The following is a 15,130-nucleotide window of genomic DNA, read 5'->3' on the forward strand; positions in this document are numbered from 1 at the left end:
CGACCACGCAGGTCGAGGCCCGCCCCGACGGCCCGGCGGGCGGTCCCGCGCCGCCGCGCCGCACCGACGACCGCCCGGGCCCGCGCCCGCGCACCGGGGTCCCGACGGCCCGGCGCGCCGACGACTCCGGGCCCCGCCTGGCCGATCTGCTCGCCGACGCCATGGACGCCTACCACTCCGCGGACCCGGGTCAGGCCGCTCCCGCCGACGACCGCCGAGCGCGCCGGTGACCGTCGCCGCGGCCGCCGGGCCGTCCTCCGGGCCGCGGCGCACCCGCCGGGCAGCGTTAGGGTGGGCCGCCGTGGACGCCCGGACGCACAGCGACGCACCCCGGGCCGGGCGGGCGGCAGCCCGCCGGTCCCCGGCACCGGCGGACGCGGCATGACGTCGACCACGAGCACGACGGCCGCGGCCGGCACCCGCACCGGCTGGCCGGCGGATCGCGGGGCCCTCCGCGCGGTCGCCGCGTCGCAGGACCCGCCCGACTCGGCGCTCGGCGAGCTCGCCGTCACGTACTTCGATCGCGTCCCCGAGGGCGAGCTCGTCGCCGAGCCCGAGGACGCACTCGCGACGGTGCGCGCGCACCGCAGCCTCGCGCGGCTGCGGGTGCCGGGCAAGCCGGTGACCGCGGTGCTCGACACCCCGGGCTCCGAGGGGCGCATCTCGGTGCTCGTCGTCACCGACGACATGCCGTTCCTCATCGACTCGGTGCTCGCCGAGCTCGACCGCACGGGCGCGAGCGTGCACCGCGTGGTGCACCCGGTGATCGTCGTCCGTCGTGACGTGCGCGGGGAGCTGCTCGACATCCTCCCGCTCGCCGACGCCGCCGCGCCCCCGCCCGGGACGGTCGCCGAGTCGTGGATGAACATCGAGCTGGGCGACCTGCCCGGCTCCGACCCCGCGCGCGACCTGGCCGCCGACCTGCACGCGCGGCTCTCGGGGGTGCTCACCGACGTCCGGGAGGTCGTCGAGGACGGCGACCGGATGGTGTCGACGGCCCGGGCGCTCGCCGACGAGCTCGACGGTCACGGCGGCGGCACGGAGGTCGCGGACACGGTCGCGCTGCTGCGCTGGTTCGCGCAGGGCAACCTGATCATGCTCGGCTACCGGCGCCAGGAGCTCGTCGACACCCCGGACGGGCCCGCGCTGCGCGGCGTCCTCGCCACCGGCCTGGGTGTCCTGCGCCGCGACAGCCTCGTCGCGCGCACCCTCACGGCGAGCCCGGACAGCGTGAGCCCCGCCGGCACCGCGGGGACCGCCGCACCGCGCCGGCTGCTCGTGCTGACGCGCGCCAGTGCCCGCTCGACGGTCCACCGCCCCGAGCACCCGCTCTACGTCGGCGTGAGCATCTTCGACGCCGAGGGCCGGCTGGTCGGCGAGCACCGCTTCCTCGGCATCCTCACCGTCGCCGCCCGGCACGCCGACGTGCTGGGCATCCCCGTGGTGTCGCGGCGCGTGCAGGAGGTCGTCGCCGAGACCGGCCTGCCCGTCGACTCGTGGTCGGGCCAGCGGCTGCTCGAGGTGCTCCAGACCTACCCGCGCGCCGAGCTGCTCTGCACCGACCGCGCCTCGCTCGAGGCCACGGCCACCGGCGTGCTCGACCTCGCCGAGCGGCGCCGGGTGCGGCTGTTCCTGCGCCGCGACCCGTACGGCCGCTACTTCTCCTGCATGATCTACCTCCCGCGCGACCGCTACACGACGGCGGCGCGGCTGCGGATGCAGGAGGTCCTCACCCGCGACCTGCGCGGCACCGACATCGAGCACACCGCGCGCGTGACCGAGGACCAGCTGGCGCTGCTGCACGTCACGGTGCACACCGGGCGCGAGGAGCCGGTGACGCCTGACCTCGAGGCGCTCACCGACGACCTCGCCGAGGCCGCGCGCACCTGGGCCGACCGCCTGCGCGAGCTGGCCACCGGCGAGGAGCGCGCGGCCATCGCCGCCATCGGTGAGCCGTTCGCGGAGGCGTACAAGGAGGACTTCGGCCCGGACCGCGGCCTGCTGGACCTGCGGGTCCTCGAGGCGCTCACGCCGCGCACGGACGAGGACGACCCCGCGGACGGCCGCGACACCGCCGTGCGGCTCTACCGGCCGGACTCGCCCGACGCCGGCGACCGGCGCCTCAAGCTCTACCTCGCGGGCCGCCGGGCGACGCTGTCGTCGGTGCTGCCGGCGCTGCAGTCGCTGGGCGTGGTCGTCGTCGACGAGCGGCCCTACGGCGTCACGCGCAGCGACGGCGTCGCGTGCTGGATCAACGACTTCGGCCTGCGTCTCGGGGACGCCGAGACGGTGCCGCCGGGCACCGAGCACGACCTCACCGAGCGGTTCGCCGAGGCCTTCGACGCGGTGTGGACCGGGCTCGCCGGCGCCGACGGCTTCAACGCGCTGGTCCTGCGTGCCGGGCTGACGTGGCGGCAGGCCGCGACGCTGCGGGCCTTCTCGCGCTACCTGCGACAGGTCGGCAGCGCCTACGGGCAGAGCTACATCACCGACGTCGTCGGCGCGCACCGCGACGTCGCCGTCGCCCTGGTCGAGCTGTTCGAGGCCCGCTTCGACCCCGCGCTGGGCGACGAGGAGCGGGACCGGCGGGTGGCCGAGGTCGACGCGCGGGTCACCGCCGCGATCGCCGAGGTCACCAGCCTCGACGCGGACCGGATCCTGCGCTCCCTGCTCGGCGTGGTCCGCGCGACGCTGCGCACCAACTTCTTCCGCCGCGACGCGGACGGCGCGCCGCGCCCGTTCCTCGCGCTCAAGCTCGACCCCGCGCAGGTGCCGGGCGTGCCGGAGCCGGTGCCCGCGGTCGAGACGTTCGTGCACTCCAACCGCGTCGAGGGCGTGCACCTGCGCTTCGGCGCGATCGCCCGCGGCGGATTGCGCTGGTCGGACCGCCTGCAGGACTACCGCACCGAGATCCTCGGCCTGGTCAAGGCGCAGGCGGTGAAGAACGCGGTCATCGTGCCCGTGGGCGCCAAGGGCGGGTTCGTCGTGAAGCGCCCGCCGGCCCCCACCGGCGACGCCGCCACCGACCGCGACGCCGCCCGGGCCGAGGGCGTCGCCTGCTACCGCATGTTCGTCTCCGGCCTGCTCGACCTCGTCGACGACCGGGCGGGGCACGCGGCGCAGTCGGCGATCCGCACGCCCGCCGACGTCGTGCGCTACGACGGCGACGACCCGTACCTCGTGGTGGCCGCGGACAAGGGGACGGCGACGTTCTCCGACCTCGCGAACGCGGTCGCCACCGAGTACGGGTTCTGGCTGGGCGACGCGTTCGCGTCCGGCGGGTCGGTGGGCTACGACCACAAGGCCATGGGCATCACGGCCCGCGGCGCGTGGGAGAGCGTCCGGCGCCACTTCCGCGAGCTCGGCCGCGACCTCGCCCACGACGAGATCACCGTGGTCGGCGTCGGCGACATGTCCGGCGACGTGTTCGGCAACGGCATGCTGCTCTCCGAGCACCTGCGGATCGTCGCGGCGTTCGACCACCGCCACGTCTTCCTCGACCCCGACCCGGACCCGGCCGTCTCGTACGCCGAGCGGCGCCGGCTGTTCGAGCTGGCGCGCTCGTCGTGGGCGGACTACGACGAGTCCCTCGTCAGCGCGGGCGGCGGCGTCTACCCGCGCACGATGAAGGCGATCCCGGTGTCCCCGCGCGCCGCGGAGGTGCTGGGCATCGACCCCGGCGAGGTCGAGCCGCCGACGTTGGTGCGCGCGATCCTGCGCGCGCCCGCGGACCTGCTGTGGAACGGCGGGATCGGGACCTACGTGAAGGCGTCCACCGAGACCCACGCCGACGTCGGCGACAAGGGCAACGACGCCGTGCGGGTCGACGGTGACGAGCTGCGGGTGGCCGTGGTCGGCGAGGGCGGCAACCTCGGTCTGACGCAGCGCGGGCGCATCGAGTACGCCCGCCGCGGCGGCAAGGTCAACACCGACGCGATCGACAACAGCGCCGGCGTCGACTGCTCCGACCACGAGGTCAACATCAAGATCTTGCTGGACTCGCTGGTCGAGCGCGGCGAGCTCGCGCCCGCCGAGCGCGACGAGCAGATCGCGGCGACCACCGACGACGTCGCCGAGCTGGTGCTCGCCGACAACGTCAGCCAGAACGAGGTGCTGGGCGTCTCCCGGTCGCACGCGGCGGGGATGGCGCACGTGCACGAGGCGCTGGTCGACGACCTCGAGGAGCGCGGCCGGCTCGACCGCGAGCTCGACGTGCTGCCCGACGCCGAGGAGTTCGCGGCCCGGCGTGCGGCGGGGGAGGGCCTGTCGAGCCCCGAGCTGTCGACGCTCATGGCCCACGTCAAGCTCGACCTCACCGACGCCCTCGCGGCGTCCGAGGTGCCCGACCTCGAGGTGTTCACCCGCCGCCTGCCGTCCTACTTCCCGTCGGTGCTCGCCGAGCGCTTCCCCGACGCCGTCGCCGCGCACCCGCTGCGCCGCCAGATCGTGACGACGATGCTGTCGAACGCCGTGGTCGACGGCGGCGGGCTGACGTTCGTGCACCGGCTCGCGCAGGAGGCGGCCGCCACCGCGGGCGACGCGGCGCGCGCCTACCACGTCGCGACCACCGTGTTCGGGCTCGACGTGCTCGCCGACGACATCGCGGCGGGGGAGCAGACGCTCTCGACGCTGATCGCCGACCGGCTCACCCTCGCCGCACGTCGCCAGCTCGACCGGGTCGCGCGCTGGTTCCTCACCCACCGCCCGCAGCCGCTGGCGGTGGGCGCGGAGGTCGCCCGGTTCTCGCCGTGGGTCGGCCCGCTGGCGCCCCGGGTGCCCGAGCTCCTGCGCGGCCGCGAGGCCGAGGGGCTCGCGCACCGCACGCAGGCCTTCGTCGACGCGGGCGCGCCGGTCGACCTCGCCCGCCGGGCCGTGGGCGGGCTCTACGCGTTCGGGCTGCTCGACGTCGTGGAGATCGCCGAGTACGCCGAGCGCGAGCGGGGCGGGCTGATCGCCGACGACGGCGAGGTCACCGACGACGAGCTGCTCGCCGTCGCCGAGCTCTACTACGCGCTCTCCGAGCACCTCGGGCTCGACGCCCTGCTCACGGCCGTCGCCGGCCTCGAGCGCTCCGACCGGTGGCACGCGCTCGCGCGGCTGTCCCTGCGCGACGAGCTGTACTCGTCGCTGCGCGCGATCACGCTGGACGTGCTCGCCGACACGGGGCCGGAGGAGTCGGCGGACGAGAAGATCGAGCACTGGGAGCAGGCGAACGCGTCGCGCCTGATGCGGGCCCGCTCGGCGCTCGCCGAGATCGCGAAGGTCGGGCACGCGGACCTCGCGACGGTGTCGGTCGCCGCGCGCCAGATCCGCAGCATGGTCCGCTGAGCACACACCGAATCGGGAGAGAACAGCCGCGTGGCCCCCTACGTCGCCGACGTCGCCGTCCGCTGGTCCGACCAGGACGCCTACGGGCACGTCAACCACGCCCGCGTGGTGACGCTGCTCGAGGACGCCCGCACCGGGCTGCTCTTCGACGCCGCGACCCGCGCCGGGGTCGCGGCGTTCGAGGCCGGGCTGCTGGTCGCCGCGCTCGACGTCGCCTACCGCCGACCGATCCCGTGGACGCCCGCGGGCGTGCGCGTGGCGATGACCGCGCAGGACGTGCGGGCGGCGTCGTTCCGCGTCGCGTACCGGCTGCTGCTGCCCGACGGCGAGGGTGCGTGGGACGAGGCCAAGCCGGCCGTCACCGCCACCACGCAGCTCGTGCCCTACGAGCTCGCCACCGCGCGCCCGCGGCGCCTGACGGCGGAGGAGCGCGAGTTCCTGGCCGGCTACACCGAGGACGGCCGGGCCGCGTGACCCTGGCGATCCCGGCCGCGGCGGACCGGGCTGCGCTCGCCGACGTCGCCGGCCGCGTCGTGCGGCTCGACCCCGCGGCGGTGGTGCGGCTGCGCGACACCGACGGTGCGGTGGCGCTGTGGGCGGGCACGCCGTTCGGGGTGCTCGTGACCACCGGCGCGCCCGGCTCGGTCACCCCGGCCGACGTGACGGTGGTGGCGTCGGACCTGCTCGCGGCGCTCTCGGTGGTCGACGCCCCCGAGCTCGACCCCGGAGCGGCGGTGGACGACCGCTGGCGCGGTGACCTGCCCGGCGACGTCGCGTGGGAGGTGATCGGGCACCTCGCGCCCGAGGAGGTCGACGCCGTGGTGGCCCGCGCCGACCCGTCGCGGCTGGACCAGCCGGTGTGGGAGGGCGGCGGGGTGCGGGTGCCGGCGCGCTGCGTCGTCGCCGTCGCGGGGATGGGGTGGCCGGAGGACGGCGGGCCGGTGCCGGTGGCGCTGTCCGGGGACGGGGCGTGGCTGCGCCTCGAGGTGGGCGCGGCGGCGATCGTCCGCCACCGCCGCCCGGCCCTCACCGTCCTGGTCTGACGCCGGCTCAGCGCAGGTTGGCCCGCAGGAAGTCCAGCGTCGCGTGCCAGGCGATACGGGCCTGGTCGGGGTCGTAGGTGCCGAGGGGGTCCTCGTCGTTGAAGAACGCGTGACCGGCGGGGTAGAGGCGGAAGTCGGGGCGTCGGCCGGCCTCGGACTCGATCCGGTCGGCGAGCCGCTTCACGGCCTCGGGGCCGGCCATCTCGTCCTGCTCGCCGAAGTGCCCGAGCAGCGGCGCGGAGAGGTTCGCGAAGCTCGGGTAGTCCTCGCCCAGCACCCCGTAGAACGGCACGGCGGCACCGATCCTGTCGCCCTGTTGCGCGGCCAGGACCAGCACGAACCCGCCGCCCATGCAGAACCCGACGGCGCCGACCCTGCGCCCGACGACGGCCTCGTGGTCGAGCAGGAAGTCGACGGCGCCGGCGAGGTCGGTGGCGGCCCGGTCGACGGGCAGCTGCTGCATGAGCCGGCCCGCCTCCTCGGTGTCGTGCGTGGTGGCCCCGCCGTAGAGGTCGGGGGCCAGCGCGACGAAGCCCTCGGCGGCGAGCCGGTTGGTGACGTCGGCGATGTGGCTGGTCAGTCCCCACCACTCCTGGATCACGATCACCCCGGGGCCCGCGCCCGACTCGGGCAGCGCGAGGTAGCCGTGCGCCGTCCGTCCGCCCGAGGGGAAGCTGACGTTCTGCAGCGGGTTGTCGGTCATGATCGCGGTGTCTACCAGGCCTTGTTCATCATGCTCGTCGCCGCCATCTCGAAGTACTCCCACATCTGGCGGCGCCGCTCCTCGGGCAGGTCGGCCTCGTCGACGGCGACGCGCATGCAGCGCAGCCACGCGTCGCGCTCGAGCGGCCCGATCGGGAACGGCCCGTGCCGCATGCGCAGGCGCGGGTGTCCGCGCTGGTGCGAGTAGGTCTGCGGGCCGCCCCAGTACTGCTCGAGGAACATCAGCAATCGCTGCTCGGCGGGCCCCAGGTCCTCCTCGGGGTAGAGGGGACGCAGGACGGGGTCGTCGGCGACCTGCTCGTAGAAGCGGTGCACGATCGCCACGAACGTCTCGTGCCCGCCCACGGCCTCGTAGAACGTGTCCGGTCGACCCGGCTGTGGTGCGCTCACCCCGCCACGATCCCAGATCCGGTCGACACGGGTGGCGTCACACCGCCGGGGTGCCCGGACCCGCGACGCCGGGGCGCCCGGCGAAGGGGAACGGCGCCGGGACGCCCGCGACGTCGAGCTGCGTCTTGACCTCGGCGGCGACCGCGCGCTGCACGGCCCACTGCTCGCCGGGCCGGGTCTTGATCGTCAGACGCAGGAGCACGCCCTCGGCGGTCACGGACTGGACGCCGAGCATCTCCGGCGGCGCGATCACCTTGCTCGCGATCTTCGGCTCCGCGCACTCGGCGTTGGCGGCGCGCTCGGCGATCTCGAGGGCGTCGTCGACGTCGGTGGTGTGCCCGACGGGGATGTCGACGACGGCCACCGAGTAGCCCTGGCTGGAGTTGCCGACGCGCAGCACCTCGCCGTTGCGCACGTACCAGACGGTGCCGGCAATGTCGCGCAGCGTGGTCACCCGCAGGCCCACGGCCTCGACGGTGCCGGTCGCCTCGCCGAGGTCGACGACGTCGCCGACGCCGTACTGGTCCTCGAGCATCATGAAGATGCCGGACAGGAAGTCGCGGACGAGGTTCTGCGCGCCGAACCCGATCGCGACACCGACGATGCCGGCCGAGGCGATGATCGGGGCGAGGTTGACCCCGAACTCGCCCAGGATCAGCACGAACGCGACGCCGTAGATCAGCATCGTCGAGAACGACCGCAGCACCGACCCGATCGCCTGGGCGCGCTGGGTGCGCCGCTCGACCATGAGCGGGGCGGCGTCCTTGAGCGTGCGCACGGCCCGGTCGCGCAGGGGGCGCAGCAGCGTGGGCACGCGTCCCTGACCGGCGCCGCTGGTCAGGCGCCTGATCGCGCGGTGCACCATGTGCCGCAGCACCACGGCCACGACGATGATGAGCAGCACGACGACGAGGTGGGAGAACAGCTCGTCGGCGGAGCGCGAGAGCCAGTCGGTCTGCGTCAACCGGTAGACCCGCTCGCACAGCGAGCCCTGGTCGGAGGCGCAGGCGGGCGGCGTCGACGGGATCGCGGACAGCGGCGACGAGAAGTCGGGCTCCGGCGCGGGGGTGGCCGGTGGCGGGGTCGGCGGCGGCACGGTCACGTCACCCGACGGTAGAGCACGAGGTCGTCGCGTCCCGACGCCTCCCGGCCCCGGCGACCCACCGGTGACGCGGGGATGACGCGCCGATGCGGACGGTGAGAACACGCGTGCGATCGGGCCGGTTGTGTGGTCGACTAGGCCAACTTCTCCGGGAGGTGGTCGTGTGCACGAACGACAACCCGGCAGCGTGACTCCGCTGGTCAGCGAGGTCTCGCCCACCACCGCGCCCTACCGCGCGTCCGACCCTCCCGATCCCGTCCCCGAGCTCACCGTCGCTCCCCCTCTTCCCGTCTCCCCGGACGATCCCCCCGCCCCGCCGCCGTCGCCGCCGTGGGGCCGCCGCCGGGTCCTGCTCCTCAACGCCACCTTCGAGCCCCTCACCGCGCTGCCCCTGCGACGCGCGATCGTGCTGCTGGTCTGCGGCAAGGCCGAGGTGGTCCACGGCGACGCCGCCGGGCTCGTCCTGCACTCGGCCACCGACGCCGTCGAGGTCCCGTCCGTCATCCGGCTCGTCGCGTACGTCCGCGTGCCCTACCGGGCGCGGGTGCCGCTGACGCGGGCCGCCCTCATGCACCGCGACCGCTTCCGCTGCGCGTACTGCGGCGGCCGCGCCGAGACCATCGACCACGTCGTGCCCCGCAGCCGTGGCGGCACGCACACGTGGGAGAACTGCGTGGCCTGCTGCGCGCGGTGCAACCACCGCAAGGCCGACAAACTGCTCGCCGAGCTCGGCTGGCCGCTGCGCACCATGCCCACCGCGCCCCGCGGGCGGCACTGGCGCCTGCTCGCCGGGCTCGTCGACGCCGATCCCCTGTGGCTGCCGTACCTGGGGGAGACGGCCGCCTGACGTCGTCCGCTCGATGATCGAGATATGTGGTGTCGACGACGGTGCGTCGGTGACACGACGCGTGCGCCGTGCGTGCGGCAGCATGGGGCAACCGTGAGCGATCTCCACGAGCTGACCGCCCTCGAGGCGGCCGCGGCGATCCGGCGCGGCGACATCACGGCCCTCGACGCCGTCGACGCCGCCCTCGCGCGCGCCGAACGGCTGGGCCCGGAGCTCGGGGCGTTCGCGCTGCTCACGCCCGAGCGCGCCCGCGACGCGGCGCGCGCGCTGGACCGGGCGGGCGTGGCCGGCGCCGGTCCGCTCGCCGGCGTCCCGACCGCCGTCAAGGACCTCACGGCGACCGCCGGCGTGCCGACCCGCCGCGGCTCGGTGATCTACGACGGCTGGGTCCCCGACCGCGACGACGAGGTCGTCGGGCTGCTCCGCGAGGCCGGCACGATCAGCATCGGCAAGACGGCCGTGCCCGAGTTCGGGCTGCCCTGCTACACCGAGCCCGCCGGGGCGCCGCCGGCCGTCACGCCGTGGGACCGGACGCGGTCGGCGGGCGGATCGTCGGGCGGGGCGGCGGCCGCGGTCGCCGCGGGCGTGCTGCCCGTCGCGCACGGCACGGACGGCGGCGGCTCGATCCGCATCCCGGCCGCGGTGTGCGGGCTCGTCGGGCTGAAGACCACACGCGGGCGCGTGCCGGCGGGCCCGGCGGGCGGCGACCCGGCGGGGCTGTCGGTGCACGGCCCGCTCGCACGCACCGTCGCCGACGCCGCCGCCCTGCTCGACGCCGTGGCGCGCCCGTCGGCGGGGGAGCCGTTCGTGCCCGCGGCCCCGCCCGCCGGCGGCTACCTCGGCGCCCTGGCGCGGCCGGTGGGACGCCGCCGGATCGCGCTCGCCGTCGACCCGCCGATCGACGGCCACGACGTCGTCGTCGACCCCGCCTGCCGGGCGGCCGCCGAGGAGGTCGGCGCCCTGCTCGAGGACCTCGGGCACGACGTCGAACCCGTGCGGGTCCGCCTGCCCGACGAGGGCGTGGCGGCGTTCCTCACGCTCTGGCAGGTGCTCTCGCTCGGCGACCCCGTCGACCCCGTCGACGAGCCCCGCCTGCTGCCGCTGACCCGGTACCTGCGTGCCCGTGGCCGCGAGTACGGCGGCGCGGCGGCGATGGGGGCGCTGCACACGGTGCAGGTGGTGACCCGCCGCCTCGTCGCCGAGCGGGCGGGCTACGACGCCGTGCTCACCCCGACCGTCGCGCTGCCCCCGCGCCCCGTCGGCTGGTTCACCGCCGGGGGCGACCCCGCCGACGACTTCGCCCGCCAGATCGCCTTCACGCCGTGGACCGCGATCGCGAACCTCACCGGCGAGCCCGCGATCTCCCTGCCGGTCTGCTGGTCCGACGGGCTGCCGATCGGGACCGCGCTGCGCGGGCGCCGCGGGGAGGAGGACGTGCTGCTCGGGCTCGCCGCGGAGCTCGAGGCCGCGCGGCCGTGGAGGGACCGCCGTCCGCCCGAGGGGTGAGCGAATCCTCCTACGACGGGACGTCGTCGACGGCATCCACTACGGTGCTGCGCGTGAGCCCGATGACCACGTTCCTGCTCTACGGGGTGACCTCGCTCGGGGGCATCGGCCTGATCGCGGCCATGACCCTCATCCGCCCGTCGTCGCGCGGCACCCGCTACCGCTCGGGTGACGCGTGGGACCACGAGCCGCTGTGGTGGATGGGCAACCCCCGAGGCTCGGGCGTCACCGGGCCGACCGTCGAGGCCGTGCCCGCGAGCCCGGCCGCCGAGCACACCGCCCGAGGAGGCGCTCGTGGCACGTGGTGAGGTCGTCCCGGCCGGCCAGGACGCGCCCGGCCAGACCACCCGGCTGAACCGCGGGCCCGGCGTCCTCGAGGACCCGGTCGTCGGTCAGGCGCGCGTCTCCACCGCCTCCGGGCGCATCTCCGAGGCGAGCGACGTGCTCGCCGAGGACTCGCGCACCCCGTTCTCGTCCTCGCAGCTCTCGCGTCTGGACGAGGCGCTCACGCTCGCCAGCCGCGAGACCGGGCTGCTGTTCACGCTCTACGTCGGTGCGCTCGGCACCCGGTCGCGGGAGCGCGCCGAGGAGCTGCACGCGTCGCTGGCCGACCACGCCGCCGAGGCCGTCGTCGTGGCCGTGTCGCCGGGCGAGCGGGTCGTCGAGGTCGTCACCGGCGCCGAGTCGGGCCGGCGCATCGACGACCGCGGCGCCAAGCTCGCGGTGATGAGCATGGTCGCGTCGTTCAAGGAGTCCGACCTCGTCGGCGGCATGGTCGAGGGCATCACGATGCTCGCCGACCAGGCGGGACACGCGCACCACTAGGCCGTCCGGCCCACCCTCCTTTGGGACGAACGCGCCGTTCGCTGCTTCTAGCGCAGCGAACGGCGCGTTCGTTCGTCCTGGGTCGGGCCTCAGCCGCGGTCGAACTCCCGGGCGGCGAGGGCCCGGACGACGCCGGCGCGGCCCTCGGTGACCAGGCGGCGCAGGGCCGGCGGGTGCTCGTCGGCGAGCCAGGCGTCGGCGGCGTCGACCGTCGCCTGCTCCACGGCCCAGGACGGGAAGAGCCCCTGCACCATCGGCTGGGCCTGCTCGGACGACCGGCGGGCCCAGACGTCGTCGACGACCGCGAAGTACTTCCCGACGTAGTCGGTGAGCAGCGCCTGCTGCGCCGGGTGCGAGAAGCCCATGATGATCGCGGCGTTGATCGCGTTCGGCAGGGTGTCGTCCTCGACGGCGCGGCGCCAGGCCTCCGCCTTGGCCTCCGGCGTCGGGAGGAGCGCGCGGCCCCGCTCGGCCATGCGGCGCCCCGTGGCGGTGTTGTCGCGCTCGTACTCGGCGTCGATCTCGGCCTCGCCCGCGGCACCGTGCGCGACGAGGGCGTGCAGGAGTCGCCAGCGCAGGTCGGTGTCGACGGTGAGGCCCTCGAGCGGCGCGGTCCCGTCCCGCCAGCCGGCGATGGTGTCGAGCGCCTCGGCGGTGAGCACCGACCCCGCGAGCGCGTTGACGATCGCGAGCTGGTGGTCCGAGCCCGGGTCGGCGTGGGCGAGCTCGAGCAGGCGCGCGACGAACGTCGGCCACCCGTCGGCGACCGCCCAGCCCGGCTCGGCGTACGAGGCGAGCGCGGTCTGGGCCTGCAGCAGGAGCCGCTGGACGACGCCGACCTCGGGCTCGGCGGCGAGCCCCGCGGTCACCAGCGCGACGAAGTCGCGGGCGCGCAGCTCGGCCTCGCGGGTCATCTCCCAGGCCGCCGACCAGCACAGGGTGCGCGGCAGCGGCTCGGCGATGTCGCCGATGCGGTCGATCAGCGTGGTCAGCGAGCGCTCGTCGAGACGCATCGTGCAGTAGGTGAGGTCGTCGTCGTTGACGAGCACGAGCGCGCCCGCCTCGACCCCGACCAGCTCCGGGACCTCGGTGCGGTCGCCGTCGACGTCGAGCTCCACACGGTGCTGCCGGACCAGCTTGCCGGAGCCGTCGTCACCGTAGACGCCGACCGCGAGGCGGTGGGTCCGCAGCTCGCCCGCGCCCGGCCGCGCCCCGCCCTGGACCACCTCGAACGCCGTGTACCGGCCGTTCTCCCCGACCGCGAACGACGGCGCGAGCGAGTTCAGCCCGGTGGTGCGCAGCCACTGCGCGCTCCAGCCCGACAGGTCGCGGCCGGAGGCCTCGGTGAGGGCGCCCAGCAGGTCGTCGAACGTCGCGTTGTCGTAGGCGTGGCGCGAGAAGTACAGCCGCAGCCCGGACAGGAACTCCTCCTGCCCGACGTAGCTGACCAGCTGCTTGAGCACCGACGCGCCCTTGGCGTAGGTGATGCCGTCGAAGTTGACCTCGACGGCCTGCAGGTCGGGGATGTCCGCGGCGACGGGGTGGGTCGAGGGCAGCTGGTCCTGGCGGTAGGCCCACGACTTCTCGACGTTGGCGAACGTCGTCCACGCGTTGCGGTACTCGGTGGCCTCGGCCTGGCTGACGACGCTGGCCCAGGTCGCGAACGACTCGTTGAGCCACAGGTCGTCCCACCAGCGCATCGTCACGAGGTCGCCGAACCACATGTGCGCCATCTCGTGCAGCACGGTCTCGGCCCGGCGCTCGTAGAGGTAGCGGGTGACGCGGCTGCGGAAGACGTAGTCCTCGAGGAACGTCACGGCCCCGACGTTCTCCATGGCGCCGGCGTTGAACTCCGGCACGAACAGCTGGTCGTACTTGCCGAAGGGGTAGGGCACGCCGAAGTTGCGGTGGTAGAAGCCGAAGCCCTGCTTGGTCTCGGTGAACAGCCGCTCGGCGTCCATGTGCTCGGCGAGGCTCGCACGGCAGAAGATGCCGAGCGGGATCGTGCCGTGCTCGTCGGTGTAGGTGTCGTCCCACCGGGCGTACGGGCCCGCGACCAGGGCGACGAGGTAGGTCGAGATCGGCGGCGTGGTGGCGAACGCGTGACGCTTCGCGCCGTGCTCGGCGTCGGAGACGGCCTCGGTGGCGCCGTTGGAGACGACCTGCCAGTCCGGCGACGCGGTGACGGTCACGGTGATCGTGGCCTTGAGGTCGGGCTGGTCGAAGCAGGCGAACATCCGCTTGGCGTCCGCGGTCTCGAACTGGCTGTAGAGGTAGACCCCGCCGTCCACCTGGTCGACGAACCGGTGCAGGCCCTCGCCGGTGTTCATGTAGCGCCCGTCGGCGTCGACCACGAGCTCGTTCTCGGCGGCGAGGTCGGGCAGCCCGATGCCCTTCTCCTCGTCGTAGTCGCCGACCTCCAGCGCGCGGCCGTTGAGGGTCGCCGACCGGACGCCGGCGCCGACGAAGTCGATCCACGTCGACGCGCCCGGCTCCGAGGCCCGGAAGCGCACCGTCGTCGTGGTGCGGAACGTGGCCTCGCCGGGCGCGCCGGCCCCGTCGGTGAGGTCCAGGTCGACCGCGTAGGACGCGACGTCGAGCAGCTCGGCGCGCGCGATCGCGTCGGTGCGGGTCAGGTTCGGGGCAGCCACGGCGCCACCCTACGGCGCCGGACGGGAGCGCCCGGGAATCCCACGTCCCTGCGCGGGGGTTGGCCCGAGTGAGGACATCCGAGAAGGGAACCCGACCGTCATGGCTGAGAAGACCCGCGTCGACTTCTGGTTCGACCCGCTGTGCCCGTTCGCCTGGATCACCTCGCGCTGGATGCTCGAGGTCGAGAAGGTGCGCGACGTCGAGACGCACTGGCACGTCATGAGTCTCGCCGTCCTCAACGAGGGCCGGGACCTGCCCGAGGAGTACGCCGAGATGATGAAGAAGGCGTGGGGCCCGGTCCGCGTGTGCATCGCCGCGGCGCAGCAGAAGGGCGACGACATCCTCGCCCCGCTCTACACCGCGATGGGCACCGAGATCCACAACAACGGCAACAAGGACTTCGACGACGTCATCGCCAAGGCGCTCGACGACGTCGGCCTCGACAGCTCCCTCGCGCAGGCCGCGCACACCGACGAGTACGACGACGCCCTGAAGACGAGCCACCACGAGGGCATGGACCCGGTCGGCATGGACGTCGGCACCCCGGTGATCCACGTCGAGGGCTCGGCGTACTTCGGCCCCGTCATGACCCGCATCCCCAAGGGCGAGCAGGCCGGCACGATCTTCGACGGCGCCAAGCTCCTCGCGGGCTACGAGTACTTCTACGAGCTCAAGCGCACGCGCGACACCGAGCTGTCGTTCGACTGACCGGCC

13 protein-coding genes are annotated in these 15,130 nt (G+C 74.7%); 9 read left to right on the top strand and 4 right to left on the bottom strand.

Annotation, left to right across the window (positions count from 1 at the left end):
• The 4 genes from PH190_RS23470 to PH190_RS23485 form a co-directional block, all read left to right on the top strand.
• A partial coding sequence (locus PH190_RS23470; RefSeq protein ID WP_274233953.1) for a hypothetical protein occupies nucleotides 1-230 on the top strand: 230 nt, incomplete at its 5' end.
• 151 nt (nucleotides 231-381) lie between these two features.
• On the top strand, nucleotides 382-5,328 hold the full coding sequence (locus PH190_RS23475; RefSeq protein WP_274233954.1) for an NAD-glutamate dehydrogenase: 4,947 nt from the start codon (nucleotides 382-384) through the stop codon (nucleotides 5,326-5,328).
• Between the two features lie 30 nt (nucleotides 5,329-5,358).
• Complete coding sequence (locus PH190_RS23480) at nucleotides 5,359-5,802, top strand: acyl-CoA thioesterase (RefSeq protein ID WP_274233955.1); 444 nt, start codon at nucleotides 5,359-5,361, stop codon at nucleotides 5,800-5,802.
• Complete coding sequence (locus PH190_RS23485) at nucleotides 5,799-6,371, top strand: DUF8010 domain-containing protein (RefSeq protein ID WP_274233956.1); 573 nt, start codon at nucleotides 5,799-5,801, stop codon at nucleotides 6,369-6,371. The genes PH190_RS23480 and PH190_RS23485 overlap by 4 nt, the downstream gene beginning before the upstream one ends.
• 7 nt (nucleotides 6,372-6,378) lie before the next feature.
• Here the strand turns inward: PH190_RS23485 and PH190_RS23490 are convergent, their stop codons facing one another.
• The 3 genes from PH190_RS23490 to PH190_RS23500 are packed head-to-tail and all read right to left on the bottom strand — an operon-like array spanning nucleotide 6,379 to nucleotide 8,520.
• A complete protein-coding gene (locus PH190_RS23490) occupies nucleotides 6,379-7,074 on the bottom strand; it encodes a dienelactone hydrolase family protein (RefSeq protein WP_274233957.1) in 696 nt (231 codons plus the stop codon).
• A gap of 11 nt (nucleotides 7,075-7,085) precedes the next feature.
• Nucleotides 7,086-7,484: a globin gene (locus PH190_RS23495; protein WP_274233958.1), complete on the bottom strand. Its 399-nt coding sequence runs from the start codon at nucleotides 7,482-7,484 to the stop codon at nucleotides 7,086-7,088.
• 37 nt (nucleotides 7,485-7,521) lie between these two features.
• Nucleotides 7,522-8,520: a mechanosensitive ion channel family protein gene (locus PH190_RS23500; RefSeq protein ID WP_274234053.1), complete on the bottom strand. Its 999-nt coding sequence runs from the start codon at nucleotides 8,518-8,520 to the stop codon at nucleotides 7,522-7,524.
• Nucleotides 8,521-8,773: 253 nt separating this feature from the next.
• Between PH190_RS23500 and PH190_RS23505 the strand changes: the two genes are divergently transcribed.
• The 4 genes from PH190_RS23505 to PH190_RS23520 all read left to right on the top strand — a co-directional run bounded on the left by PH190_RS23505 (nucleotide 8,774) and on the right by PH190_RS23520 (nucleotide 11,764).
• On the top strand, nucleotides 8,774-9,433 hold the full coding sequence (locus tag PH190_RS23505) for an HNH endonuclease (RefSeq protein ID WP_274233959.1): 660 nt from the start codon (nucleotides 8,774-8,776) through the stop codon (nucleotides 9,431-9,433).
• A 93-nt stretch (nucleotides 9,434-9,526) separates the two neighbouring features.
• Nucleotides 9,527-10,939 carry an amidase gene (locus tag PH190_RS23510; protein WP_274233960.1) on the top strand — a complete coding sequence of 471 codons (1,413 nt, stop codon included), beginning with the start codon at nucleotides 9,527-9,529 and terminating at the stop codon, nucleotides 10,937-10,939.
• A gap of 62 nt (nucleotides 10,940-11,001) precedes the next feature.
• Nucleotides 11,002-11,247: an aa3-type cytochrome oxidase subunit CtaJ gene (ctaJ, locus tag PH190_RS23515; protein WP_274234054.1), complete on the top strand. Its 246-nt coding sequence runs from the start codon at nucleotides 11,002-11,004 to the stop codon at nucleotides 11,245-11,247.
• Nucleotides 11,234-11,764 (top strand): DUF5130 family protein, encoded by a 531-nt coding sequence (locus tag PH190_RS23520; protein WP_274233961.1) that lies wholly within the window; start codon nucleotides 11,234-11,236, stop codon nucleotides 11,762-11,764. Before ctaJ ends, PH190_RS23520 begins: the two co-directional genes overlap by 14 nt.
• Before the next feature lie 89 nt (nucleotides 11,765-11,853).
• Here PH190_RS23520 and pepN read toward each other — a convergent pair whose 3' ends face one another.
• Nucleotides 11,854-14,415 carry an aminopeptidase N gene (pepN, locus tag PH190_RS23525; RefSeq protein ID WP_274233962.1) on the bottom strand — a complete coding sequence of 854 codons (2,562 nt, stop codon included), beginning with the start codon at nucleotides 14,413-14,415 and terminating at the stop codon, nucleotides 11,854-11,856.
• 100 nt (nucleotides 14,416-14,515) lie between these two features.
• On the opposite strand from pepN, the gene PH190_RS23530 reads away from it, so the two are divergent.
• A complete protein-coding gene (locus PH190_RS23530; RefSeq protein ID WP_274233963.1) occupies nucleotides 14,516-15,124 on the top strand; it encodes a mycothiol-dependent nitroreductase Rv2466c family protein in 609 nt (202 codons plus the stop codon).
• Nucleotides 15,125-15,130 lie beyond the last annotated feature (6 nt).

Source organism: Actinomycetospora straminea (assembly GCF_028737255.1).
GTDB classification, from domain to species: Bacteria; Actinomycetota; Actinomycetes; order Mycobacteriales; family Pseudonocardiaceae; genus Actinomycetospora; species Actinomycetospora straminea.